The sequence below is a fragment of the Mycobacterium colombiense genome, from assembly GCF_003284975.1.
Taxonomy (GTDB): Bacteria; Actinomycetota; Actinomycetes; order Mycobacteriales; family Mycobacteriaceae; genus Mycobacterium; species Mycobacterium europaeum_A.
On the sequence record NZ_QMEU01000017.1, the window covers coordinates 1 to 22551 of the forward strand.

The 22551-nt window shown below is 67.9% G+C and carries 22 protein-coding genes; 6 read left to right on the forward strand and 16 right to left on the reverse strand.

All coding sequences use genetic code 11. From position 1 onward, the window contains the following. Window positions 1-171: 171 nt before the first annotated feature. Window positions 172-672 (forward strand): nitroreductase family deazaflavin-dependent oxidoreductase, encoded by a 501-nt coding sequence (locus DQP58_RS08535; RefSeq protein WP_112708002.1) that lies wholly within the window; start codon window positions 172-174, stop codon window positions 670-672. Here the strand turns inward: DQP58_RS08535 and DQP58_RS08540 are convergent. Genes DQP58_RS08540 through DQP58_RS08550 form a run of 3 tightly spaced genes read right to left on the reverse strand, consistent with a single transcriptional unit; the run spans window position 669 to window position 2623 of the window. Continuing rightward, the gene (locus DQP58_RS08540) at window positions 669-1025 is read right to left on the reverse strand and encodes a DoxX family protein (RefSeq protein WP_112708003.1); all 357 of its coding nucleotides are present in this window, start codon (window positions 1023-1025) and stop codon (window positions 669-671) included. The two genes, DQP58_RS08535 and DQP58_RS08540, sit on opposite strands and share 4 nt — an antisense overlap. Before the next feature lie 9 nt (window positions 1026-1034). Beyond that, a complete protein-coding gene (locus DQP58_RS08545; RefSeq protein ID WP_112708004.1) occupies window positions 1035-2171 on the reverse strand; it encodes an SPFH domain-containing protein in 1137 nt (378 codons plus the stop codon). A 14-nt stretch (window positions 2172-2185) separates the two neighbouring features. Continuing rightward, window positions 2186-2623, reverse strand: a complete 438-nt coding sequence (locus tag DQP58_RS08550; RefSeq protein WP_112708005.1) for an NfeD family protein — start codon at window positions 2621-2623, stop codon at window positions 2186-2188. Window positions 2624-2680: 57 nt separating this feature from the next. Here DQP58_RS08550 and DQP58_RS08555 point away from each other — a divergent pair, with 57 nt between their 5' ends. Then, window positions 2681-3625 (forward strand): hypothetical protein, encoded by a 945-nt coding sequence (locus DQP58_RS08555; RefSeq protein WP_112708006.1) that lies wholly within the window; start codon window positions 2681-2683, stop codon window positions 3623-3625. Window positions 3626-3631: 6 nt separating this feature from the next. Here the strand turns inward: DQP58_RS08555 and DQP58_RS08560 are convergent, their stop codons facing one another. From DQP58_RS08560 to fabG1, 3 genes are read right to left on the reverse strand one after another with little or no spacing between them, the layout of a single operon-like run. Continuing rightward, on the reverse strand, window positions 3632-4663 hold the full coding sequence (locus DQP58_RS08560; RefSeq protein WP_112708007.1) for a ferrochelatase: 1032 nt from the start codon (window positions 4661-4663) through the stop codon (window positions 3632-3634). A 6-nt stretch (window positions 4664-4669) separates the two neighbouring features. Beyond that, complete coding sequence (gene inhA / locus DQP58_RS08565) at window positions 4670-5479, reverse strand: NADH-dependent enoyl-ACP reductase InhA (protein WP_066868632.1); 810 nt, start codon at window positions 5477-5479, stop codon at window positions 4670-4672. A 26-nt stretch (window positions 5480-5505) separates the two neighbouring features. Next, window positions 5506-6273, reverse strand: a complete 768-nt coding sequence (gene fabG1, locus DQP58_RS08570; RefSeq protein ID WP_066881139.1) for a 3-oxoacyl-ACP reductase FabG1 — start codon at window positions 6271-6273, stop codon at window positions 5506-5508. A gap of 140 nt (window positions 6274-6413) precedes the next feature. Here fabG1 and DQP58_RS08575 point away from each other — a divergent pair, with 140 nt between their 5' ends. Continuing rightward, window positions 6414-7253, forward strand: a complete 840-nt coding sequence (locus DQP58_RS08575; protein ID WP_112708008.1) for a type IV toxin-antitoxin system AbiEi family antitoxin — start codon at window positions 6414-6416, stop codon at window positions 7251-7253. A gap of 57 nt (window positions 7254-7310) precedes the next feature. Here the strand turns inward: DQP58_RS08575 and DQP58_RS08580 are convergent, their stop codons facing one another. The 6 genes from DQP58_RS08580 to DQP58_RS08605 form a co-directional block, all read right to left on the reverse strand. Next, entirely contained in the window at window positions 7311-8318 is a 1008-nt protein-coding gene (locus DQP58_RS08580) for a VWA domain-containing protein (protein ID WP_112708009.1), read from the reverse strand. After that, window positions 8315-9226 (reverse strand): DUF58 domain-containing protein, encoded by a 912-nt coding sequence (locus DQP58_RS08585; RefSeq protein WP_112708052.1) that lies wholly within the window; start codon window positions 9224-9226, stop codon window positions 8315-8317. The genes DQP58_RS08580 and DQP58_RS08585 overlap by 4 nt, the downstream gene beginning before the upstream one ends. A gap of 38 nt (window positions 9227-9264) precedes the next feature. Then, complete coding sequence (locus DQP58_RS08590; protein WP_112708010.1) at window positions 9265-10395, reverse strand: AAA family ATPase; 1131 nt, start codon at window positions 10393-10395, stop codon at window positions 9265-9267. A 122-nt stretch (window positions 10396-10517) separates the two neighbouring features. Then, window positions 10518-11252: an NlpC/P60 family peptidoglycan endopeptidase RipB gene (gene ripB, locus DQP58_RS08595; RefSeq protein WP_112708011.1), complete on the reverse strand. Its 735-nt coding sequence runs from the start codon at window positions 11250-11252 to the stop codon at window positions 10518-10520. A 25-nt stretch (window positions 11253-11277) separates the two neighbouring features. After that, window positions 11278-12717: an NlpC/P60 family peptidoglycan endopeptidase RipA gene (ripA, locus tag DQP58_RS08600; protein ID WP_112708012.1), complete on the reverse strand. Its 1440-nt coding sequence runs from the start codon at window positions 12715-12717 to the stop codon at window positions 11278-11280. A gap of 239 nt (window positions 12718-12956) precedes the next feature. Further along, entirely contained in the window at window positions 12957-13505 is a 549-nt protein-coding gene (locus DQP58_RS08605) for a DUF6676 family protein (RefSeq protein ID WP_112708013.1), read from the reverse strand. A gap of 235 nt (window positions 13506-13740) precedes the next feature. Here DQP58_RS08605 and DQP58_RS08610 point away from each other — a divergent pair, with 235 nt between their 5' ends. Both DQP58_RS08610 and DQP58_RS08615 read left to right on the forward strand, forming a co-directional pair. Next, entirely contained in the window at window positions 13741-16560 is a 2820-nt protein-coding gene (locus DQP58_RS08610; RefSeq protein ID WP_112708014.1) for an aconitate hydratase, read from the forward strand. 23 nt (window positions 16561-16583) lie between these two features. Continuing rightward, window positions 16584-17153 carry a TetR/AcrR family transcriptional regulator gene (locus DQP58_RS08615; RefSeq protein WP_066881147.1) on the forward strand — a complete coding sequence of 190 codons (570 nt, stop codon included), beginning with the start codon at window positions 16584-16586 and terminating at the stop codon, window positions 17151-17153. Window positions 17154-17204: 51 nt separating this feature from the next. Here the strand turns inward: DQP58_RS08615 and DQP58_RS08620 are convergent, their stop codons facing one another. From DQP58_RS08620 to trxA, 4 genes are all read right to left on the reverse strand, one after another. Continuing rightward, window positions 17205-17414: a helix-turn-helix domain-containing protein gene (locus DQP58_RS08620; protein WP_430915750.1), complete on the reverse strand. Its 210-nt coding sequence runs from the start codon at window positions 17412-17414 to the stop codon at window positions 17205-17207. A 262-nt stretch (window positions 17415-17676) separates the two neighbouring features. Further along, complete coding sequence (locus tag DQP58_RS08630; RefSeq protein ID WP_112708015.1) at window positions 17677-19314, reverse strand: ABC-F family ATP-binding cassette domain-containing protein; 1638 nt, start codon at window positions 19312-19314, stop codon at window positions 17677-17679. Between the two features lie 26 nt (window positions 19315-19340). After that, window positions 19341-20150: an enoyl-CoA hydratase gene (locus tag DQP58_RS08635; protein WP_112708016.1), complete on the reverse strand. Its 810-nt coding sequence runs from the start codon at window positions 20148-20150 to the stop codon at window positions 19341-19343. A gap of 52 nt (window positions 20151-20202) precedes the next feature. Next, the gene (gene trxA / locus DQP58_RS08640) at window positions 20203-20556 is read right to left on the reverse strand and encodes a thioredoxin (protein WP_066868658.1); all 354 of its coding nucleotides are present in this window, start codon (window positions 20554-20556) and stop codon (window positions 20203-20205) included. 153 nt (window positions 20557-20709) lie between these two features. Here trxA and DQP58_RS08645 point away from each other — a divergent pair, with 153 nt between their 5' ends. Further along, a complete protein-coding gene (locus DQP58_RS08645; protein WP_112708017.1) occupies window positions 20710-22536 on the forward strand; it encodes an acyl-CoA dehydrogenase in 1827 nt (608 codons plus the stop codon). Window positions 22537-22551 lie beyond the last annotated feature (15 nt).

A 22551-nucleotide genomic window follows, 5' to 3' on the forward strand; every position in this document is an offset into this window, starting at 1 on the left:
TTTGCGGCGCGCCCACAGCCCGCTCGCCCCGCCGGCTGGGCCGACGCCGTCCCCCGCGCCGCATCCCTGACAACTACTCGTTGGTCGCCGTCACGATGCCGTCGTGACGGCGACCGGCGTCGGCCCGGTACCGTCTGAAGTGATCCAGCTCCGACGATCCCGGAGAGCCGCATGACATCGGACAGCAGCGGAGCCCGCCGGTTTCCCATCGGTATCGCCGCTCTCGCCGGACGGCTGCTGCGGTCGCGCCGCCTTGTGCGCGCGCCGATCTGGATCTACAAGGCCCGCGCGGGCGCGCTGTTCGGGTCCCGCATCTTGCTGCTCGAACACATCGGCCGCAAGTCGGGCATGCCGCGCTATGCGCCGTTGGAGGTCGTCGACCATTCGTCGCCCGACACCTACGTGGTCGCGTCGGGCTTCGGCCGAAAAGCCCAGTGGTTGCGCAACATTGAAGCCAACCCGCGGGTGCGGATTTACGCCGGCAGCCACGCGCCCAGGACCGCTACCGCGCGGGTGATGACCACACCCGAGGCCGATCGCACCCTGGCCGCCTACCGAACCCGTCACCCCAAGGCGTGGAAGCGGATGCGCCCGGTGCTCGAGGAGACCCTCGGCGTCCCGATTACCGACACCGACACCCCGCTGCCGCTGGTCGAGTTGCGCCTCGCCTAAGCCCGGTCGGGTCCCTTGACCGTCATCGCGGCGACGAGGGCCAAGAACAGGGCGGCCGGAACGCCGTTGACGACCTTGTCGCGCACCCGGACGTGCGCGCCGAGCGCCAACACGAAGTACAGCGTCAGCATCGCCGTCGTCAGGCGCGCCAGGGCGGGAAAACGGTTGACCGACAGCAATCCCACGGCCGCGGCCGCCTTCACCGCGGGCAGCACGGGCCGGACGTTCTCCGGCAGGCCCACGTCATCGAGCACCTTCTTGATCGGGGCCACCTGGACGCCGCACAGTACCGCGTCGACGGCGTGAAAGGCGCCCAGCGCCGCATAGGTCTTCGGTGAAGTCAACGCACTCATCCCGCAATCCTAGGGAGTCAGCTGCCCGGTCGAGCCATCCGCGGGCTTGCCGGCGATTGCCTCCGCCTTGGCCACCGCCTGAGCGACCGAAGGATCGGTTTCGGTGGAGAACCAATCCGCAACGTCCGCGTCGTCGCCGTCGGAGGCATGCCGGGGCGCGTCGTCAACGGGAGACGGCTCGAACCGGAACACCCCGTCCTCGCCCGGCGCGCCCAGCAGCCGCGTGAACCCTTGCAACGCGGCGCTGAAATCGCTGGGCACCACCCACACCTTGTTCGCGTCGCCGCGCGCCATTTCGGGCAGCGTCTGCAAGTACTGGTAGGCCAACATTTCCGGCGTGGGACGGCCGGCCTTGATCGCGGCGAACGTCTTCTCGATGGCCTTGGCCTGGCCCTGCGCCCTCAGGTAGGCGGCTGCTCGCTCACCCTGGGCGCGCAGTACCCGCGACTGGCGGTCGGCTTCCGCAGTCAGGATCGCGGCCTGTTTGGCGCCTTCGGCGGCGAGGATTTGCGCAGCCTTCTGCCCCTCCGCCTGCATGATCGCCGCTTGCCGGGTGCCCTCGGCGGTCAGGATCATCGCCCGCTTCTCGCGGTCGGCCTTCATCTGCTTCTCCATCGACGCCTGGATCGACGGAGGCGGGTCGATGCTGCGCAATTCGACCCGCGCGACCCGCAGACCCCAGCGGTTGGTCGCCTCGTCGAGCACGCCGCGCAGCTGCCCGTTGATCTGGTCACGCGACGTCAGCGTCTGCTCCAGCGTCATGCCGCCGACGACGTTGCGCAGCGTGGTGGTGGTGAGCTGTTCGACGCCGACGATGTAGTTGCTGATCTCGTAGACGGCCGCCTGGGGAACGGTGACCTGGAAGTAGACCACGGTGTCGATGTTCAGCGTCAGGTTGTCCTCGGTGATCACCGGCTGCGGCGGGAACGACACCACCCGCTCACGCAGATCCACCCGGGCGCGGACCCGATCGATGAACGGCACCAACAACGTCAGTTGCCCGCTGACCGTGCGGCTGTATCGGCCCAGCCGTTCGATCACCGCGGCCTCCGCCTGGGGTATCAGCGCCACCGACTTGGCCACCACGACGATCGCAAAGATCACCAAGACGACCAGCAGCACCAAACCAGCGACTGCACCTTGCATCGGATTTCCTCTCGCTACAGACTGCTCCTGAAGACCACCGCCGTGGCGCCGTCGATCTGCATGACGGTGACCGGCTCGCCGGGTTCGTAGACCTCGGCGTCGTCGAGCGGGCGCGCGGACCACACCTGACCGTCGAGCTTGACCTGGCCCTCGTCGCGCGCGACCCGCTCGAGCACCAGCGCGGTTTTGCCCTGCAGCGCCTCGATTCCCAGCCGCGGCGCCCCGGCCGGCGTCAGCCGCCGCTTCAGCGGCGGGCGAACCAGCACCAGCAGCAGCACCGAGACCACCAGGAACACCGCGCCGTTCGCCCATACCGGAAAGTCGGTCACCCAGCTGGTTAGCGCTGCGGCCAGTGCACCGCCACCGAGCATCACCAAAAACAAATGGCCGGTGAGCGCCTCCGCACCGGCCAGCACCAGCGCGAATATTAGCCAAAGCACCGCGGCGTGCATGCGGCAAGAATACGCGTGATCCGCCTTCGCCGGGCAAAACAACTACACTGCGTTCTCGTGTGGTGTCCCAGTGTTTCGCTGTCCCTGTGGGCCAATGCGTGGCTCGCCGGAAAGGCTGCGCCCGACGACGTCCTGGACGCGTTATCTGTTTGGGCGCCAAAGCAATCGGTGACCGCGTATGATGCGGTCGCCGCGGGCCACACCGGGCTGCCCTGGCCCGACGTGCACGACGCCGGAACGGTCACGCTGCTGCAGACATTGCGTGCCGCGATCGGCCGGCCGGCACCGGCGTCCGACGGCGGCGGGTTGATGCGCGGATCGATCAACGTAATTTTGCCGGTACCGGGCGACGTGCGCGGGCTGGCCCCCGGAACGCAGTTCGAGCGGGACGCGCTGGCCGCCGGCGAGGCCGTCATCATCGCCAATCCCCGCAATCCGGCCACCGCGGTCGGCCTGGTGCCCGAGTTCTCTTATGAGGACGACGAGGACGTGCCCGAGGACTACGAGACGCGGCTGGCCGAATTGTGCGCGCTGACGTGGACCGTGTACTCGCTGCCCGGCGCACCCGTGCTGGACCATTACGAGCTCGGCGACGCCGAGTACACGCTGCGGTCGGCGGTGCGCTCGGCCGCGGACGCGCTGGGCGCCATCGGGCTCGGGGCCGCGGCGTCCGACGTCGACGACCCGCGCGGCCTCGTCGAGCAACTGCTGGAATCCGCACGGCAACACCGCATTCCCGACCACGCGCCGACGCGCGCGCTGCGGGTGCTGGAGAACGCCGCCCACGTCGACGCCATCATCGCGGTCAGTGCGGGACTGAGTCGATCCGACTCTCCGGACCGGTTCACCGCGCCCGTCGCCGCCGGCCTGGAACCCCTGGGAACGCAATCCTCTTCGGAGGCCCGCATCGCCAGCGACGCGCTGCGACCGCTCACCGCGGTGGTGCGTTCGGCGCGGATGGCGGCGGTGACCGCGATCCTGCATTCCGCCTGGGGCGATTGACCGCTTCTAGCGGCCGGCCGCGCAATGCGGCGGGCGGCACGGCGCGCCGTTGACGCTGGCGAGGCACCCGGGCACCGGGTCGGGCCCGGACACCCGCTCGGGCGCGCGGCCGTACCGCAATTCGTCGATTAGATCCGCGACCATCCGCGCGAAACGCGGGTGGGCGTTGGGCGTCGACGCCCGCACCAGCGCCAGGCCTGCCGCCTCGGCCTGGGATGCCAACTCGTTGTCGAGATCCCACACCACCTCGATGTGGTCGGCCACGAACCCGATCGGGCAGACGATGACGGCCTGGGTCCCGGCCTGCGCCAGGGTGGCCAGGTGGTCGGCGACGTCGGGCTCCAGCCATGGCACCTGCGGCGGTCCCGACCGCGACTGCCACGCCAGGTCGTAGTCGGAATACCCGGCGGCGGCCGCCACCAGGCTTGCGGCATAAGCGACTTGGCGGCTGTACACCCGCGGGCCCAGGCCATCGTCGGCGGCCACCGGGATGGAATGCGCGGTGAACACCAGTCGCGCGCCGGCCTGTTGCTCGGGGGTCAGTGCACCCGACGCCGCGCCGATGGTGTCGGCGAAGATCCGCACGAACCGCGGGTGGTCGAAATACGGCCGCAGCTTGACCAATTCGGGCGAATCCGGCCCGGCCGCCTCGCGCGCCCGGGCGATGTCCTCGACGTATTGCGTGCAGCTGGAGTAGCCGCTCCACGCCGAGGTGGTGAACACCGCGGCCCGGCGAATTCCGTTGTCGCGCATGGTCGTGACGGTGTCCTCGACGTAGGGATCCCAGTTGCGGTTGCCGAAATAGACCGGCAGGTTCAGGCCGCGGTCGTGTAGCTCGGCCTCAAGTTGGGCGACCAGCGCGCGATTGATGCCGTTGATCGGCGAGACGCCGCCGAAATGCAGGTAGTGCTCGGCGACGTCGTCGAGTCGTTCCGGCGGAATGTTGCGGCCCCGGGTGACGTTTTCCAGGAACGGCCGAACCTGCTCGGGACCTTCCGGCCCACCGAAGGACAGCAGTAGGACGGCGTCGAATTCCATTACCGTCTACAGTAATTGGGTGCTTGCGCCGCCGTCGGCGTAGATGATGGTTCCCGTCGTCGCCGGCAGCCAGTCCGAGAGCAGCGCGCACACCGTCTTGGCGACCGGCGTCGGGTCCTTCATGTTCCAGCCGATGGGGGCGCGCTGGTCCCAGCCCTCTTCGAGCAGCTGCATCTGCGCGCCGGCCTCCTCGCCGAGCGCCCCGCCGACGATCGCGCTCATGGCTAGCGTCCGGATCGGACCCGCGGCAACGAGATTCGAGCGCACGCCGAACTTACCCGCCTCGCGCGCCACGAATCGGTTGACCGATTCCAGTGCGCTCTTGGCCACCGTCATCCAGTTGTAGGCGGGCATCGCGCGGCTGGGGTCGAAGTCCATACCCACGATCGAGCCGCCGGGATTCATGATCGGCAGCGTCGCCTTGGCCAGCGAGGCATACGAATACGCCGAGATGTGAATGCCTTTCGAGACATCTTCGTACGGCGCGTCGAAGAACGGGTTGATGCCCATCCCGGTCTGCGGCATGAAACCGATCGAGTGCACCACCCCGTCGAGCTTGTTGCCCTCACCGATCTCGGCGGTCACCCGCTCGGCGAGCGAGTCCAAGTGCTCTTGGTTCTGCACGTCGAGTTCGATCAGCGGCGCCTTCTCCGGCAGCCGGTCGGCGATGCGCTGGATCAGGCGCAACCGGTCGAACCCGGTCAGCACCAACTGCGCCCCGGCCTCCTGGGCCGCCTTGGCGATGTGAAACGCAATCGACGAGTCGGTGATGATCCCCGAGATCAGAATCCGTTTGCCGTCGAGCAGTCCTGCCATGTCCGTCCTTAATGTCGTGGTTGAAGTCAGTGGCCCATGCCCATGCCGCCGTCCACGGGGATGACCGCGCCGGCGATGTAGCTGGCGTCCTCGGACGCCAGGAAGCTGACCGCGCCGGCGACCTCCTCGGCGGTGCCGACCCGCTTGGCCGGGATGAAGTCCAGCGCACCCTCTTGGATCCGCTCGTCGAGGGCGCGGGTCATCTCGGTGTCGATGTAGCCCGGCGCCACCACATTCGCGGTCACGTTGGCCTTGGACAGCTCCCGCGAGATCGAGCGGGCCATGCCGATCAGGCCGGCCTTGGCGGCCGCGTAGTTGGCCTGGTTGCCGATGCCCCAACTGCCCGACACCGACCCGATGAAGATGATCCGGCCGAAACGCTTGCGCTGCATGCTGCGTGAGGCGCGCTGGGCAACCCGGAAGGCCCCGGTGAGGTTGGCGTTGATGACCTCCTCGAACCGCTCCTCGGTCATCCGGATCAGGAACGCGTCCTTGGATATGCCGGCGTTGGACACCAGCACCTCGACCGGACCCTGGTGCTCCTCGACCTCCTTGAAGGCGCGGTCGACCGCTTCGTTGTCGGTGACGTCGCACACGACGCCGAACAACCCCTCGGGCGCCCCGGATCCGCGGTGCGTGACAGCAACTTTGTGGCCGTCGGCGGCCAGCCGCTGCGCGATCGCCAGCCCGATCCCCCGGTTTCCGCCGGTGACCAGGACTGAACGGGATACGAATGCCGGTTTGCCGCCGTTGGTGGCGGCCTTGGAGGTGTTCTCGGTGGCTGCGTCAGTCACCCGGCCAACTTATCGCCTCGGCTTACAAGCTTGGAAACCGGCTGGCCACGCCCGTAACGCCACGGCGAAGAATCGAGCGAAATTTCGCCATGGCGTTACGCCCGCGTGGGGCTGTCGGTGTGGGTTAGCACACTTTCGCCATGACGGACCCCTTCCTGGGCAGCGAAGCCCTCGCCGAGGGCCTGCTGTCTCGCCACGAGCTGCGAAGCCGGTATGTCGCGCTGTACCGCGACGTTTACGTGTCGAGGGAAGCCGAGGTGACACCGGCGCTGCGCGCCAAGGCCTGCTGGTTGCGGTCGCGGCGGCGCGGCATCCTGGCGGGCTTCTCCGCGGCCGCCTTGCACGGCGCTCGGTGGATCGACCCGTCGCGGCCGGCCGAGATAATCGATACCAATCGCCGTCGCAGCTGCGGAGTGCAAGCCTGGGAAGAGCGGATCGAGGCCGACGAGATCACCGTCGTTGAGCAGATGCGCATCACGACGCCCGCCCGCACCGCGCTCGACTTGGCCCGCCGCCATCCGAGAGGCATCGCAATCGCCGCGGTCGATGCTCTTGTGCAAGCGACCGAGCTGAAGATGGCTGACGTCGAACTACTCGTGGACCGCTACCAAGGCCGCCCCGGCATGAAGGCTGCCCGTGCTGCACTCCGACTCGTGGACGGTGGGGCGCAATCCCCCAAGGAGACCTGGCTGCGTCTGCTGTTGATCAACGGGGGATTCCCGCAGCCACAGACGCAGATTTGTGTCCGCAACGAATGGGGTTGGGCCGAGGCCTATTTGGACATGGGTTGGGAGGACATCAAGGTGGCCGTGGAGTACGACGGCGACCAGCATCGAACGAGTCGCTACCAGTACGTCAAGGACATCCGCCGGCTGGAGACGATCGAGCGTTACGGCTGGATCGTGATCCGGGTGATCGCCGAGGATCATCCCGACGACATCATCCGCCGAGTGCACGCCGCCCGGGCCCGCCGTTTGTAACGCCACGGCGAAGAATCGACTGGAATTTCGCCATGGCGTTACGCCCGCGCACAGACGCTAGGTCGGCAAGCGCCGATTGATCAGCAATGCCGCCAGCGCCGCGAGCGCCAGCACCAGCGCGCCCAGCCGCACCCAGCCCACGCTGGCGTCGCCCTTGATCGTCTCGTAGCCGATCTGCTGCTGCAGCGTCGCGTAGACCGATTTCAGTTCCTGCAATGACGCAGCGCTGTAGGCATTCCCGCCCGAGAGCTGGGCCACCTTCTTCAGCGTCTCGTCGTCGACGGGCACCGGCTGGCGCTGGTCGTTGATCTCCACGAACCCGTACGGGGTGCCGAAGGAGATGGTCGAGATCGGCACGCCCTGGTCCTTGGCCGTGCGCGCGGCGGTGAAGGCGCCCTTCGGATTGTCCGGGTTGGTCGGCATCGTCTCCTTGCCGTCGGAGAACAACACGATGCGCGCCGGGGGCGGTTTGTCGCCGCCGCCGATCACCGCGCCGACCGTGGCGATGGCCTGCAGCGCGGTGAAGATGCCCTCGCCGGTGGCGGTGCGGTCGGCGAACTGCAGCTTGTCCAGCGCCGCCTTGGTCGATTCCCGGTTGGTCGTCGGCGACACCAGCACCGTCGCGGTCCCCGCATAGGCGATCAGCCCGAGGTTGATGCCCGGCGTCAGTTCGTCGGCGAACTGCTTGGCCGCCTCCTGCGCGGCCGCCATCCGGTTGGGCGCGACATCGGTGGCGCGCATGGACTGCGAGACGTCGATGACCAGCATCACCACCGCGCGGTTGCGGGGAATCCGAACATCGTTGGTGGGGCCGGCCATCGCGATGGTGAACAGCACCAGCGAGGCCACCAGCAGGATCGCCGGAACGTGGCGCCACGTCGAAGGCCGTTTGGGCGCAACGCTTTCCAGCAGCTCCATGTTGGCGAACCGCAGCATGCGCCGCTGGCGCGCCAGCTGCATCAGGATGTAGAGCGCGGCCAGCCCGAACACGACGAGCAGGAACAGGAAGAACCACGAATGTTCGAAGCCCGACAACGACATCGGGCCCAGTAGCGGCAGTCTCACTGCCGCCCTGCCAAGGCACCGCGCCGGCGGGATTCGACAAACCGCACGATGTCGGCGATCCAGTCACGGTCGGTGCGCAGCGTCAGAATCGGGGCCCCGCAGCTCCGGATCGTGCGTGCCACGTCGGCGCGGTGCGCCGCGGCGGCCTTGGCGAAATCGTCACGCAGCTGCGCGTCGATGGTGAACTCGCGGGTGACGCCGGACTCGGCATCCTGCAGCACCACGTCGCCGATGTCGGGCAGCTCGACGTCGCGCGGGTCGAGCACCTCGATGGCCAACACCTCGTGGCGGGCGGCGACCGCCCGCAGCGGGCGCATCCAATTGATCGGCCCGAGGAAGTCGCTGATGATCACCGCCATGCCGCGGCGACGTTCCGGCCGGCGCAGGGCATCGATCGCGGTCGCCAGATCACCGCGCACCCCGACGGGCGCGCGCGGCGTGGTGGCGATGGTGCGCAACAGCGTCTGCTCGTGCTGACGTCCGGAGCGGGCCGGCACCCGGGTGATGTTGGCGCCGGTGGAGACGATCGCGCCCAGCCGGTTGCCGCCCCCACTGTTGAGGAAGGTGATCGCGGCGGCGGCCGCCACCGCGAGGTCGCGCTTCTCGCACCCCACGGTCCCGAAGTCCAGGCTGGCCGACATGTCGACCACCAGCCAGGTCTCCAACTCCCGGTCGGCGATCATCTGCCGCACGTGCGGGTGCGTCGTGCGAGCGGTGACCGCCCAGTCCATCCGGCGGACGTCGTCACCGGGCTGATACTCGCGCGACTCCCCCGGCTCCGAGCCGGGCCCCGGGATCAGGCCGAGGTGATCACCGTGCAGCACGCCGTCGAGCTTGCGTTTGACGGTGAGCTCGAGGGTGCGCAGCGCCGCCGACAGCTTCGGGTCATCGATCTGACCCCGCTGCATCGACGGCGGATGCACCACCGCCCGCCTGTTGGGATCGGTCACCGACCGCTGGCCGCGGCGGCGGGTTGCATCACCGGGGGCACCGAATGACCTTGCTGCGGAACGGCATTCACCTGAGGCAGGGCCACCGTCTGCAGCACCCGGTTGATGACGATCTCCGGCGAGATCTCGTCGGCGAGCGCGTCGTAGGTGAGCACCAGCCGGTGGCGCAGCACGTCGGGAATGACGTCGACGACGTCTTGCGGGATCACGTAGTCACGGCCGCGGACCAGGGCAAGCGATCGGGACGCGGCGATGATGCCCAGCGACGCGCGCGGCGACGCCCCGAACGAGATCCACGTCTTGACGTCGTTCATGCCGAGCTGTTCGGGGTGGCGGGTGGCCGTCACGACGCGCACCACGTAGTCCACCAGGGCGTGGTGGACGAAGACGTTGGCCGCGATGTCCTGCAGCCGCAACAGGTCGCCGGTGTTGAGGATCTGCTTGGGCTCCGGGGGGCGCACGCCCATCCGGTAGATGATCTCCCGCTCCTCCTCCGGCGAGGGGTAACCGACGTTGATCTTGAACAGGAAGCGGTCGCGCTGGGCTTCGGGCAGCGGGTAGACGCCCTCGTGCTCGATCGGGTTCTGCGTCGCCATCACCAGGAACGGGTTGGGCAGCGCGAAGGTCTTGCCGCCGATCGACACGTGGCGTTCCTGCATGACCTCCAGCAGCGCGGACTGCACCTTGGCCGGCGCACGGTTGATCTCGTCGGCGAGCAGGAAGTTGACCACCACCGGGCCGAGCTCGGTGTCGAACTCCTCCTTGCCCTGGCGGTAGATGCGGGTACCGATGATGTCGGTGGGAACCAGGTCGGGCGTGAACTGGATGCGCGCGAACGTCCCGCCGACGACCTTGGCGAACGTCTCGACGGCCAGCGTCTTGGCGACGCCGGGCACACCCTCGAGCAGCACGTGGCCCTTGGACAGCAGGCCGACCAGCATGCGCTCCACCAGCTGGTCCTGACCCACGATGATGCGTTTGACCTCGAAGATGGCGCGTTCCAGGGTCTGCACCTCGGCGGCCAGTCCGTTACCGCCGCCCGCCGGCGCTTCGTGAGCCGGGCCGGATTGCCCGCCCGGGCCCGAGTAACCGCTGGCGCCTGGCGGCGGCCCACCTGCTGCTGTCATGAAGAACCCTCCACGTTCCATCGGACACGACTGCCGGGCAGCGACGTGCCCGCGTCCAACTATTCCAGCACCGCCGGATTCCGTCGACGCTCGCCCAGCTGATGGGTCGCCGGCCCCGCTGATCAGTACTCGATGATCCTAGTCAGGAACGGTGTCATGCCGGGCTTTCGAACCGGGCTGACCGTAACTTTGGCGGCGCTGCCCGACGCCTCCAGCATCTGGCCGTTGCCCAGGTACATGGTGACGTGCTGGCTGCCGCCCGGGCCGTAGAAGATCAGGTCGCCGCGCCTGGCCTGATCCGGCGGGATGTGGCGCCCGGCGTTGTATTGGTCACCGGAGAACCGCGGGATCAGCACGCCGACCCCGGCGAAGCCGTAGCGCATCAGGCCCGAGCAGTCGAAGCCGGTGATGTTGGCGCCGTCGCCGACGCCCTTGCTGGGGCCGTCCAGCGAGCCGCCGCCCCATGAGTAGGGCACGCCCATCTGCGAGCCCATCCGCTTGATCACGTACTCGATGGCCTGCCGGCCGTAGACCCGCGGGATCTTGCCGCCGGGGTTGGAGGGCGTGGCGGCGGCGGGTGCGGGATCGCCCAGGATGTTGATCCCGAGCCCGCCGAGGAACTGCTTGCCCAGATCCATCGTGGTCTGGGTGGCCTGCGCGGTGGCCTGCAGCGACGCGTTGGCGACGGCCAGCGGATCGCCCGGGGCGCCGGCGCTGATCTGGGCCGGCAACGTGGGGTCCCACTGGCCGGGGTCGGCGACGGCAAGCGGAGCCGGGGCGGCTACAGACAACATCAGCCCGGACACCACAGCGGTGATCCAGGCGAGGTTGATGAAACGAAATCGATTGCGGCGCATGGCTGTCCGTTCAGTGCTCACTCGATCACCACTCGATGTACCGGACCACGTAGGGCGTCATGCCGCTGGTGCGCACCGGGGCCACGCGGACCTTCAACCCGATGTCGGGGGCCTCGAGCATCTGGCCGTCGCCGAGGTAGATGGTGACGTGCTGGCTGCCGCCCGGGCCGTAGAAGATGACGTCACCGCGGCGCATCTGGGAGGACGGGATCTTGCGACCCAGGTTGTACTGCGAGCCCGAGTAGTGCGGCAGCTTGATGCCCACCCCGGCGAACGAGTACAGCACCAGACCCGAACAGTCGAAGCCGGTGATGCCGGCCCCGGAGTCGATGCCCTTGCTCGGGCCGGCCGCGTTGCCGCCACCCCAGGAGTAGGGCACCCCGATCTGCGACATGCCGCGCCGGATCACGTATTCGGTGGCCTGCCGGCCGTAGACCCGCGGGATGCGTGCGCCGACCCCACCGGGCGCGGCGTTGGTGATGCCGGTGTCGTCGGGCTTGAGGATGCCCATCTGCTGCAAGAAGTTGCGGCCCAGCCCGGCGGTGACCTGAGTCGAGGTGGCCGAGATGCCGAGCACCTGGTTGATCACCGCGATCGGGTCGCCGGGGACGTTGGCGCTCGGGATCATCGGCAAGGTCGGGTCCCAGGCGCCGTCCCACCGGCGGCCCCCGGCCGACGGCGCCGGCGCGCCCGGCGACCCGGTCTCCCACCGGTCACCCGACGCCGAAGGGCCGGGCCCGCCCGCGCCCGCGGACCACTGCCGCGCCGCCTCACGCTTGGCCGCCTCCAGCTTGACCTGAGCCTGATCCCGTTCGGCCGCAAGGCGAATGATGTCCTCGCGTTGCTGGTCGAACTTCTGCTTGGAGTTGGTCAGCGCCGCCACGGCGGCGTCCTGGCTGGACTTGGCGTCGGCGGCGGCCTTGTCGGCGTTCCGCTTGGCCAACCGCGCCGCCGACTCCTTGTTCACCTGCTCGGTGCGGGCCTGCTGCAGCTTGGCCATCACGGTCTGCGAGCTGATGGTGAGGTTCTTGGCCGCGGCCTCGGTGGCGATGATGTCGTCGGGGCTGCTCGCCGTCAGGTAGCTATTCGACGGGCCGTTCATATAGGTGGCCGCGGCGAACGTGTCGAAGCGGCGCTGCGCTCCGGCGATGGCGATGTTGGCGTCTTTGACCGCCTGCTGGCTGGCCTCGAGGTCGTGCTGGGCGGTGGCCGCGTTGTCCCGCGCGGTCTCCACGTCGACGAGGGCCTTGTTGACGCTTTCCTGTTCCGTCTGGATTTCGGCGCTGAGATTCTGCAGCCGCTGGTTGGCCTTGGCGACGTTGGCGATGAGGGCGGCGAGGTTGTCGGCGGTGGGGTCGGCCTCCGCGAGGCCCGGCGTGGCGATCAGCAGGGCGAGGCTCAAAACGGAGGGAACGACCAGCCTTGAGACCGGTCGCGCAGAAGACCCCCAGCGTGTGCGTCTCATTCGACTCAGGTCTCCTACGGCTCAACACGACGGGCGGCGCCAGCCACAGGTTCCCCGAAAGGCGCCAAAGACAACACCAGCATCATTTGCACCGTACGTCACACCGATGGGCGCGCAAACGCTCCGCCGAAATCGCACTCTCTACGTGCGTTTAATGTGACCGAACGGTGACCTGACGGGTTTGCCGCAGGACGACGCCGCGGCTCGCCGAAGGAACCGGGGAAAACGAAGACCGGAAGTTAGACGGTGGTATTGGCGGCGGCGGCGGGGGGTGCCGCGACGTCGTCCGAGGTTGCTGCGCGCTTAGCGCGCGCCTGCAGCAACCGGGTGCCGACGGCGGCCGCGAGGACCGCGATCAACAGGAAGATCGTCAGGCCGGTCCAGGGGAACTCGGGCGTGTCGAGCTCGTGCAGGAAATGCTGCGCGGAGACCACCGGATTGCCGGTCTTCGCGTTGTCCTCGCCGGCCTCGAGCGTCACGCGGGGGAACTGGGTGCTGTAGCTCCCGACGTAGCTCGGGCTAAGGGTCAGGACCGTCGCATCGTGATAGTCCGCACCGACCACCGTCGAGATGTCGCGCAACGGGGTGTCGTTCGGGGGGTTGTGGTCGAGCAGCACGATCTTGAGGTTGATGCCCTCGGCGTGCGCCTGGTTGACCACGTCGAGCAGTCCGGGCATCGCCGCGGGCGGGGCGCTGACTCCGGTGGCGGCGACCTGGGACTTGACCACACTCATGTCGACGTCCACCGGAATGTAGGCGGGCAGGATGGCGGAATCGTGCCCGGTCATTTCGCGGTCCTTCCTGCTGCGCGGTCACGCTGGCGTGACGCTCGGCCACGGCGGTCACTCTAGCGTGACTCCCGGCACGGATTGGTGCGCACATAGGGTTTGAACGGGCCGCCGCGGCGATAAGACTGAAGCCAGGAGTGCCCTCGTAATGCAGGACAAGCGTACTGTTAAAGTTGGCACGGCACCGCCGACACGGCCCGTCGCGGTGGGAGAACTAAAGACTCTGGGAGTTGAAGTGACTGATTCTGTGAATTCGTTCGGAGCCCGTGACACGCTGCAGGTCGGCGACCAGAGTTACCAGATCTATCGTCTCGACGCCGTCCCCAACACCGAAAAACTGCCCTACAGCCTCAAGGTGCTCGCCGAAAACCTCTTGCGCAACGAGGACGGCGCCAACATCACCAAGGACCACATCGAGGCCATCGCGAACTGGGATCCCAAGGCGGAACCCAGCATTGAGATCCAGTACACGCCCGCCCGCGTGGTGATGCAGGACTTCACCGGGGTGCCGTGCATCGTCGACCTGGCCACCATGCGCGAGGCCATCGGCGACCTCGGTGGCAAACCGGACAAGGTCAACCCGCTGGCGCCGGCCGACCTGGTGATCGACCACTCCGTGATCGCCGACCTGTTCGGCACCGCCGACGCATTCGAACGCAACGTCGAGATCGAGTACGAGCGCAACGGCGAGCGCTACCAGTTCCTGCGCTGGGGCCAGGGAGCGTTCCAGGACTTCAAGGTGGTGCCCCCGGGCACCGGCATCGTGCATCAGGTCAACATCGAGTACCTGGCCAGCGTGGTGATGTCGCGCGACGGCGTCGCGTACCCCGACACGTGTGTGGGCACCGACTCGCACACCACCATGGTCAACGGCCTGGGCGTGCTGGGCTGGGGCGTCGGCGGTATCGAGGCCGAGGCCGCGATGCTGGGCCAGCCGGTGTCGATGCTGATCCCGCGGGTGGTCGGCTTCAAGCTGACCGGTGAGATCCAGGCGGGCGTCACCGCCACCGACGTGGTGCTGACCGTCACCGAGATGCTGCGCAAGCACGGCGTCGTCGGCAAGTTCGTCGAGTTCTACGGCAAGGGCGTGTCGGAGGTGCCGCTGGCCAACCGCGCCACGCTGGGCAACATGAGCCCCGAATTCGGTTCCACCGCAGCGATTTTCCCGATCGACGAGGAGACCATCTCCTACCTGAAGTTCACCGGTCGCACCGACGAGCAGCTGGCGCTGGTGGAGGCCTACGCCAAAGAGCAGGGCATGTGGCACAACCCCGATCACGAGCCGGTGTTCTCCGAGTACCTCGAGCTCGACCTCTCCACGGTGGTGCCCTCGATCGCGGGGCCCAAGCGTCCGCAGGACCGAATCCAGTTGTCGCAAGCCAAGTCCACGTTCCGCGAGCAGATCCTCAGCTACGTCGACGGCGACGAGGATGGCCAGCAGGGCTATTCGAAACTGGACGAGTCGGTCGAGGAGACCTTCCCGGCCAGCGACCCGGGCGCGGTCTCGAACGGCCACGCGGACGACCGGCCCGTCGTGCAGTCGGCCGCCACGCACGCCAAGGGCCGGCCGAGCAACCCGGTGCAGGTGCGCTCCGACGAGCGCGGCGAGTTCGTGCTCGACCACGGCGCGGTGGTGATCGCCGCGATCACGTCGTGCACCAACACCTCCAACCCCGAGGTGATGCTGGGCGCGGCGCTGTTGGCGCGCAACGCCGTTGAGAAGGGACTGGCGTCCAAGCCGTGGGTGAAGACCACCATGGCGCCCGGCTCGCAGGTGGTCAACGACTACTACGACAAGGCCGGTCTCTGGCCGTACTTGGAGAAGCTCGGGTTCTACCTGGTTGGTTACGGGTGCACCACCTGCATCGGCAACTCCGGTCCGCTGCCCGAGGAAATCTCGAAAGCCATCAACGACAACGACCTTTCGGTGACCGCGGTGCTGTCGGGGAACCGGAACTTCGAGGGCCGCATCAACCCCGACGTCAAGATGAACTACCTGGCGTCGCCGCCGCTGGTGGTGGCCTACGCGCTGGCCGGCACCATGGACTTCGACTTCGACGAGCAGCCGCTGGGCCAGGACAAGGAGGGCAATGACGTCTTCCTGAAAGACATTTGGCCGTCGCAGAAGGACGTTTCCGACACCATCGCTTCCGCGATCAACCAGGAGATGTTCACCAAGAACTACGCCGACGTGTTCAAGGGCGACGAGCGCTGGCGCAACCTGCCGACCCCGAGCGGCAACACCTTTGAGTGGAACGCGGATTCGACCTATGTGCGCAAGCCCCCGTACTTCGAGGGCATGCCGGCCGAGCCCGAGCCCGTTACCGACATCACCGGCGCCCGGGTGTTGGCGCTGCTGGGCGACTCGGTGACCACCGACCACATCTCCCCCGCCAGCAGCATCAAGCCGGGAACCCCGGCGGCGCAATACCTCGACGAGCACGGCGTGGAGCGCAAGGACTACAACTCCTTCGGCTCGCGGCGCGGCAACCACGAGGTGATGATCCGCGGCACCTTCGCCAACATCAGGTTGCGCAACCTGCTGCTCGACGACGTGTCCGGCGGCTACACCCGCGACTTCACCCAGGACGGCGGACCCCAGGCGTTCATCTACGACGCGGCGCAAAACTATGCGGCACAAGACATTCCGCTGGTTGTGCTGGGCGGCAAGGAATACGGGTCGGGCTCGTCACGCGACTGGGCCGCCAAGGGAACCCGGCTGCTGGGCGTTCGCGCGGTGATCGCCGAGTCGTTCGAGCGGATTCACCGCTCCAACCTGATCGGCATGGGCGTCATCCCGTTGCAGTTCCCCGACGGCAAGTCCGCCGCGGATCTGGGTCTCGACGGCACCGAGGTGTTCGACATCACCGGCATCGAGGAGCTCAACGACGGCAAGACGCCGAAGACCGTGCACGTTAAGGCAAGCAAATCGGGCGGCAAGGACGCGGTCGAATTCGATGCGGTGGTGCGCATCGACACCCCCGGTGAGGCCGACTACTACCGCAACGGTGGCATCCTGCAGTACGTGCTGCGCAACATGCTCAAGTCGGGTTAACCCCAACCCGATCAGATCACCTGATGCCAAAGGTCAGCGAGGACCATCTGGCGGCTCGCCGCCGCCAGATCCTCGACGGCGCCCGCCGCTGCTTCGCCGAATACGGTTACGAGCAGGCCACCGTGCGCCGGCTGGAGAAGGCGATCGGGATGTCGCGCGGCGCGATCTTCCACCACTTCCGGGACAAGGACGCGCTGTTCTTCGCGCTGGCCCACGAGGACGCCGAGCGGATGGCCGACGTGGCTTCGCGCGCGGGACTCATCCAGGTGATGCGCGACATGCTGGCCACGCCGGACGAATTCGATTGGCTGGCAACCCGATTGGAGATCGCGCGCAAACTGCGCAACGATCCCGCGTTCAGCCAGGGCTGGGCGGAGCGTTCCGCCGAGCTGCGGGCGGCCACCACCGATCGGCTGCGCCGGCAGATGGAGGCACACCGGGTGCGCGACGACGTGCCGGGCGACGTGCTGCAGTGCTATCTGGAATTGGTGCTCGACGGCCTGGTGGCCCGGTCGGCATCCGGCGAGGATCCGCAGCGGCTATCCGCGGTCCTCGACCTGGTGGAAAACTCGGTGCGCCGCAACGATTCTTGAGAAGCGATCGTAACGCCACTGCGAACAAGGGGACGAGATTTCGCAGTGACGCTACGCCCGCGCCGTTTTGGCGGTCCGGTTGGGGCCGCCGCGGCTGCGCATCGTGGTGCCCGACTCCCGCAGCAGGCTATGGATCGACCCATACGACCTACCGGTCGTGGCGACCAGGCTGCGGATACTGGCGCCGCCTTCGTAGGCGTGGCGCAGCTCGTCGAGCAGCTGGTCGCGTGCCTTGGCCGACCTTTGCAATGTTCTCTTCATGGCTCCTCCGACGCCGGGACACGATCGCAAGCACCCAGAGTAAGAAGCCACTGTCGGCCGCGGGCCGATTTCGCCAAATCACGTGCGGCGACGTGAGGCGATTCGTGGCGATCGCGAGCGCGGCGTAGCCGGGCGAAGCGGGTCGCCGCCATCAGTCGTGGCGATCGCGAGCGCGGCGTAGCCGGGCGAAGCGGGTCGCCGCCATCAGTCGTGGCGATCGCGAGCGCGGCGTAGCCGGGCGAAGCGGGTCGCCGGCCGTAACTCAGGCGAGCTCGATGAGATCGCGGTATTCGTCGGACCAGAAGTCCTCGGTGCCGTCGGGCAGCAGCACGACGCGCTGCGGGTCGAGGGCCTCGGCGGCGCCCGGGTCGTGCGTCACCAAGACCACCGCCCCCTGATAGCTGCGCAGCGCGTCGAGCACCTGTTCGCGCGAGGCCGGGTCGAGGTTGTTCGTCGGTTCGTCGAGCAACAACACGTTGGCGGTAGAGGCCACCAAACCGGCCAGCGCGAGCCGGGTCTTCTCACCGCCGGACAACGTGCCCGCCGGCTGGTCGAGCTGGGGGCCGCTGAACATGAACGCGCCCAGCAGGCCGCGCAGATCCTGCTCGCCGGAATCCGGTGCGGCATGCCGGATGTTCTCCCACACGGTCGCATCGTTGTCGAGCGTGTCGTGCTCCTGGGCGAAGTAGCCTATCCGCAGCCCGTGGCCGGGCTCGAGGCCTCCGGTGTCGGGCGCCTCGGTGCCGGCCAGGATCCGCAGCAGCGTGGTCTTGCCGGCACCGTTGAGGCCCAGCACCACCACCCGCGAGCCGCGGTCGATCGCCAGATCGACGCCGGTGAACACTTCCAGCGACCCGTAGGACTTGCTCAGCCCGGTGGCCACCAGCGGTGTGCGCCCGCACGGTGCCGGGTTCGGGAACTTGATGCGGGCCACCTTGTCGGCCACCCGCTCGTCGTCGAGCGCGGCCATCATCCGGTCGGCGCGACGCAGCATGTTCTGTGCGGCAACGGCTTTGGTGGCTTTGGCGCCGAGCTTGGCGGCCTGCGAGCGCAGCGCGGTGGCCTTGCGTTCGGCGTTCGCGCGTTCCCGGCGGCGGCGCTGCTCGTCGGTGGCCCGCGCGTCGAGGTACTTCTGCCAGCCCATGTTGTACACGTCGACCTCGCCGCGCACCGCGTCCAGGAACCAGACCCGGTTGACGACGTCGGCGAGCAAATCGACGTTGTGGCTGATGATCACCAGCCCGCCGGTGTGCGCGCGCAGGAAGTCGCGCAGCCAGCCGATGGAATCCGCGTCGAGGTGGTTGGTCGGCTCGTCGAGGAGCAGGGTGGTCGACGAACCCGACATCCCCGCGCCCCCCTCGGACGCGGCGAACAGGATGCGGGCCAGTTCCACCCGGCGGCGCTGTCCGCCGGACAGGGTGCGCAGCTGCTGCGTCAGCACCCGTTCCGGCAGGCCGAGACTCGCGCAGATGCGGCTGGCTTCGCTTTCCGCGCCGTAGCCGCCCAGTGCGACGAAACGCTCCTCGAGCTGGCCGTAGCGGCGGATCGCGCGGTCGCGGGCATCGTCGTCGGCGACCTCGGCCATCAGCGCCTGCTGCTTTTCCAGATCGGTCAGCAACACGTCGAGCCCGCGGGCCGACAGGACCCGGTCGCGGGCCAGCACGTCGAGGTCACCCTCTTTGGGATCCTGTGGGAGATAACCGATTTCACCGGCCCGGTTGATCGCACCGGCATAGGGTTCGGTCTCCCCCGCCAGGATGCGCAGGGTGGTGGTCTTGCCGGCGCCGTTGCGGCCCACCAGCCCGATGCGGTCGCCGGGCTGCACGCGCAAGTCGGGACCGTCCGGTGAGAGCAGGATGCGCGCACCAGCGCGGACCTCGAGGTCCGTGGCCGTGATCACGATCGCTCTCCTTGGGGAAAAGACGCCTATTTGTCGTCGGTGAACACCGCTGGTCGTCGTTCTGCGCGCGCGGCAACCGCTTCTTCGAAGTTGGCGGTGAGCAGGCGGACGAATAGCTGTCCCAAGCCTTCGGCTTGCATGTGCCCTTCCAGGCTACCGGCGTCCAGTCCACTCCACAGCGTGCGCTTGGTCAACTCGATCCCCGGGCGGGAGAAGGCCGCTATCCGCGCGGCGATCGCGTAGCAGGTGTCCAGTAGCTGCTCGTCGGGCACCTGGTTGGACACCAGCCCGATGCGCTCGGCCTCCTCGGCGGTGATGTCGCGACCGGTCAGCATGATCTCGAACGCGCGCGACGAGCCGATGGCCCGCGGCAGCAGGTAGGAAAGGCCCAGCTCACTGGCGGTCAGGCCGTTGTTGATGCCGGCGGCGCGGAAATAGGCGCTGGTCGAGGCTACCCGGATGTCGGCGGCCAGGGCCAGGCACAGCCCGCCGCCGATGGCGGGGCCGTTGACCGCGGCGATCACCGGTTGGTGCAGCCGGCGCAGCGCCAGGATGACCTCGTCGAGGATCTCCATGGAGCGCAGCGCGTAGGTGGGGCGGGTCAAGCCCTCGACGTGGGGGACCGAGCCCGCGGACTTGTGATCGGCGCCGGAGGAAAAGCCGCGCCCGGCGCCGGTCAGCACGACCACGCGCACCGAATTGTCGTAGGTGACCTTGTCCAGGGCCTCCTTGAGCGGCACCATGACGTCGAACGCCATCGAGTTCATCCGCTCGGGCCGGTTCAAAGTTATCAGCGCGACGCCGGGCCGCGGGTGGTCTACCAGTACCAAACTCACCCATGCAACCTAGCGCGTGGCCGCCCGTGCTTCTGCGCGCAGCGCGGCGGGGTTACTCGCCTTGCCCGGCCTCGGCGGCGTCGACGTCGAACGCGCGGACCTGCGCGACCAGGTCCTCCAGGGCGGCCGGCGGCAGCGCGCCGGGCTGGTTGAACAGCAGTTTGCCCTTCTTGAAGGCCATCAGCGTGGGGATGGAGCGGATCTGGGCGGCCGCCGCCAGCTGTTGTTCGGCCTCGGTGTCGACCTTCGCGTGCACGATGTCGGGGTGCTTCTCCGAGGACGCCTGGAAAGTGGGACCGAACTGGCGGCACGGACCGCACCAGGACGCCCAGAAGTCGACGAGCACGATGTCGTTGCCCTCGATGGTTTCGTTGAACTTCTCAGCGGTGAGATCAAGTGTTGTCACATTTGCCGTAACGCCCGGGGCCGACGCGATGTTCCCGGCGCGCGGCAGCGTGCCACCCGCGGACCGCCGCTGGTTACGGTTGCGTACGTTTTCTTGCGTCCGACAGACTGTGCCTGACGATCCGCCGCCTCGAGGACCAGTGAGGGAATCGCGTTGGGCCACTACATCGCTAACGTCCGCGATATCGAATTCAACCTGTTTGAAGTTCTCGATGTCGGCGCCGTCCTGGGCACCGGCGGCTACAGCGATCTCGACGAGGACACGGTCAAAACGATTTTGGCCGAAGCCGCTCGCCTCGCCGAAGGCCCGGTGGCCGAATCCTTCGCGTTCGCCGACCGCAATCCGCCGGTGTTCGACCCGGCCGAGCACAAAATCACCGTGCCCGACGAGTTGGCCAAGACGGTGGCCGCGCTCAAGGAGGCCGGCTGGTGGCGGCTGGGCATGGCCGAGGAGATCGGCGGCATGCCCGCCCCACCGCCGCTGGCGTGGGCGGTCAACGAAATGCTCATCTGCGCCAACCCTTCGGCCAATTTCTTTTGCCTGGGCCCGTTCATGTCTCAGGCGTTGTACCTGGAGGGCAACGAGCAGCAGCGGCGATGGGCCGCCGAAGGCGTGGAGCGGGGCTGGGCGGCCACCATGGTGCTCACCGAACCCGACGCGGGCTCCGACGTCGGCGCCGGGCGCGCCAAGGCCATCGAACAACCCGACGGCACTTGGCACATCGAGGGCGTCAAGCGGTTCATCTCCGGCGGCGACGTGGGCGACACCGCCGAGAACATCTTCCATCTGGTGCTGGCCCGGCCCGAGGGCGCCGGCCCGGGCACCAAGGGGCTCAGCCTGTTCTACGTGCCCAACTTCCTGTTCGACCCGGACACCTTCGAGCTCGGCCCGCGCAACGGCGTGTACGTCACCGGGGTGGAACACAAGATGGGCATCAAGTCCTCCCCCACGTGCGAATTGACCTTCGGCGCAACGGATGTGCCCGCGGTCGGTTATCTGGTCGGCGACGTGCACCGGGGTATCGCGCAGATGTTCACCGTGATCGAGCAGGCGCGCATGACGATCGGCGTCAAAGCCGCCGGCACGCTGTCCACGGGTTACCTGAACGCGCTGGCCTTCGCCAAAGAGCGCGTGCAGGGTGCGGATATGACGCAGATGTCGGACAAGACCGCGCCGCGGGTCACGATCATTCATCATCCTGACGTGCGCCGCAGCCTGATGACGCAGAAGGCGTACGCGGAGGGCCTGCGCGCGCTCTACATGTATGCCGCTGCCCATCAGGATGATGCTGTGGCCCAACGTGTTTCGGGCGCCGATCACGAAATGGCGCACCGGATCGATGATCTGCTGCTGCCGATCGTCAAAGGGGTGAGCTCGGAACGGGCGTACGAGGTGCTCACCGAGTCGCTGCAGACGCTCGGCGGTTCGGGCTTCCTGCAGGACTATCCGCTCGAGCAGTACATCCGCGATTCCAAGATCGATTCGCTGTACGAAGGCACCACCGCCATCCAGGCGCTCGACTTCTTCTTCCGCAAGATCGTGCGCGATCGCGGCCAGGCGCTGCAGTTTTTGACGGGGCAGATCACGGCGACCATCGACAACGTCGACGAGGCGCTCAAGCCGGTCGCACAGCTGGTGCAGACCGCGTACGACGACGTGACCGCGATGACCGGCGCGCTGACGGGCTACCTGATGTCCGCGGCGCAGCAGGCGGACGAGATCTACAAGGTAGGCCTGGGATCCGTGCGCTACCTGCTCGCGGTCGGCGATCTGCTGATCGGCTGGAGATTGCTGGCGCAGGCCGACATCGCGCACCGCGCGCTGGCGAATGGCGCGGGCGACGACGAGGCGTTCTACCGGGGCAAGGTCGCGACCGCGGGGTTCTTCGCTACGAACATGCTGCCCAGGCTGACCGCGCTGCGCGGGGTCATCGAGTCCATCGACGACGACATCATGAAGTTGGCCGAAGAGGCCTTCTGAGCGCCCACAGGTTGG